At 69.5% G+C, this 2,734-nt stretch carries 1 protein-coding gene; it reads left to right on the top strand.

Annotated elements, in window-relative coordinates; translation table 11 throughout:
* Positions 1–379: 379 nt before the first annotated feature.
* Positions 380–2,662: a DNA translocase FtsK gene (locus tag PCA_RS09875; protein ID WP_219918695.1), complete on the top strand. Its 2,283-nt coding sequence runs from the start codon at positions 380–382 to the stop codon at positions 2,660–2,662.
* The last annotated feature ends 72 nt before the right edge of the window (positions 2,663–2,734 follow it).

Raw genomic sequence — 2,734 nt, 5'->3', positions numbered from 1 at the left:
AGGTTGGCGCGCGCGGCGTACACCGCGGCGGTGTAGCCGGCCGGGCCGGAGCCGAGGATCAGCAGGCGGGTGTGCTTGGGGGTGGCGGTCATGCTCGGGTTCCTCAGGGTGGCCGGCGGTGGCTGGTGGTTCGCTGCAACCGCCGCGCAGGTTTCGTCGCCGGGGGCGGCGCGATACAGAACCGCAAGAATGGGGAAGGCGGGCGGCCGATTCAAGCCATGCGTGGCGTCCGGCCGCGCCGGCTGCCCGGCGCCGCCCTTGCGCAAGCTATTGAAGCCTGCCCTCCCTGTGTAGACTTGCCGGGTAGTTCGGCAATCCAAGGAAGCCTGTCCCGGTGGCGCCCAGCGCAAACGTCAAACACAAGAAGGAAACGGTCGCCCTGAGCGACGAGGTGAAGCGCCGGTTGCGCGAGGCCGGCGCGCTGGTGTTGCTGCCGCTGGCGCTGTACCTGCTGGTATGCCTGTTCAGCTACGACGCGCAGGACCCGGCCTGGTCGCACGTGGGCGCGGCGGCGCACGTGCACAACCTGGGCGGCACGGTGGGCGCCTACGTGGCCGACCTGCTGCGTTATCTGTTCGGCGGCGTGGCGTATTTCTTCCCCTTGCTGCTGTTGCTGCTGGGCGTGCAGGTGCTGCGCCAGCGCGGCGTGCAGCCGGTGCATCCGTGGGAATCCTCGCTGCGCCTGATCGGCGCGGTGTTCTTCTTCATCACCGCGCCGGGCCTGTGCTGGCTCAACTTCCCGCAGAGTTCGATGGCGCCGGAGGGCGCCGGCGGCGTGATCGGCCACGCGGTGGCGCGCGGCCTGCTTGCCGCGTTCGGCGACAAGGGCGCGCCGCTGCTGCTGCTGGCGCTGTTCCTGGTGGCGGTGACGCTGGCCACCGGGCTGTCGTGGTTCAAGGTGATGGACTGGACCGGCCACGCCACGCTGCGTGCGGTCGAATGGCTGCGCGGCAAGCTGCGCGAGGCGCCGGACGTGCTCAAGGCGCAGCAGGCACGCGCCGAGCGCGAGACGGCGAAGAAGGTCGAGGCGGTGAAGCAGGCGAAGCGCGAGCCGGTGCGTATCGAGACGCCGCCCTTGCCGGTGGCGAAGAGCGAGCGCGCGAAGCTGGAAACGCAGATTCCGCTGTTCACCGGCGCTTCCGCGCCCGGCGAGCTGCCGCCGCTGTCGCTGCTGGACGAGGCGCCGGAACAGGGGCCGGGCTATTCGGAGGAAACCCTGGAGGTGCTGTCGCGCCAGGTCGAGCTGAAGCTCAAGGATTTCCGCATCGAGGCCAAGGTGGTGGGCGTGTATCCCGGCCCGGTGATCACCCGCTTCGAGATGGAGCCGGCCGCTGGCGTGCGCGGTTCGCAGGTGTCCAGCCTGGACAAGGACATCGCGCGCGGCCTGTCCGTGGTCAGCGTGCGCGTGGTCGACGTGATCCCCGGCAAGAACGTGATCGGCATCGAGATTCCGAACACGCGCAAGCAGATCGTCTACCTGTCCGAGATCCTGCGCTCGGACCGCTACGACCAGACCAAGTCGCCGCTGGCGCTGGCGCTGGGCAAGGACATCGGCGGCAAGCCGGTGGTGGTCGACCTGGCGAAGATGCCGCACCTGCTGGTGGCCGGCACCACCGGCTCGGGCAAGTCCGTCGCGGTGAACGCGATGGTGCTCTCGCTGCTGTACAAGGCGAGCCCGAAAGACGTGCGCATGATCATGATCGACCCGAAGATGCTGGAGCTCTCGGTGTACGAGGGCATCCCGCACCTGCTGGCGCCGGTCGTCACCGACATGAAGGAAGCCGCGAACGCGCTGCGCTGGTGCGTGGCCGAGATGGAGCGCCGCTACAAGCTGATGGCCGCGGTGGGCGTGCGCAACCTCGGCGGCTTCAACAAGAAGGTGAAGGACGCCGAGAACGCCGGCCAGCCGCTGCTGGACCCGCTGTTCCGCCCCAACCCCGAGATGCCCAACCTCGCCGCGGAGCCGCTGGAGCCGCTGCCCTACATCGTGATCATCATCGACGAGTTCGCCGACATGATGATGATCGTGGGCAAGAAGGTGGAGGAGCTGATCGCCCGCCTCGCCCAGAAGGCGCGCGCCGCCGGCGTGCACCTGGTGCTGGCCACGCAGCGCCCGTCGGTGGACGTGATCACCGGCCTGATCAAGGCCAACATCCCCACCCGCATCGCGTTCCAGGTGTCGAGCAAGATCGACTCGCGCACCATCCTCGACCAGTCCGGCGCCGAGGCGCTGCTCGGCCACGGCGACATGCTGTACCTGCCGCCCGGCACCGCCACGCCCGAGCGCGTGCACGGCGCGTTCGTGGACGACCACGAGGTGCACAACGTGGTGAACTGGCTGAAGGCGCAGGGCGGCCCGCAGTACATCGAGGGCGTGCTGGAAGAGGTACAGGCGACCGGCGACGGCAAGTTCATCAACGACGCCGGCCTGCCGCAGGAAGGCGAGGAGGGCGGCGACGCCGACGCCCAGCTCTACGACAAGGCCGTGGCCATCGTCACGCAGACGCGCCGCGCCTCGATCTCCGGCGTGCAGCGCCACCTGCGCATCGGCTACAACCGCGCCGCCCGCCTGATCGAGCAGATGGAGCAGGACGGCGTGGTCAGCGCCCCGCAGCACAACGGCAACCGCGAAGTGCTGGCCCCGCCGCCGCCGAAGGGCTGATCCTTTACCCCCGGTCGGGCGAAGAACCTCTTTTGCCCCCTCTCCCCTCCGGGGAGAGGGCCGGGGTGAGGG

The sequence above is a fragment of the Rhodanobacter sp. PCA2 genome (genome assembly GCF_013620825.1).
GTDB lineage: Bacteria > Pseudomonadota > Gammaproteobacteria > Xanthomonadales > Rhodanobacteraceae > Rhodanobacter_A.
The sequence above is the reverse complement of the archived record's forward strand: the minus strand, read 5'-3'. Positions and strand labels throughout refer to the sequence as shown.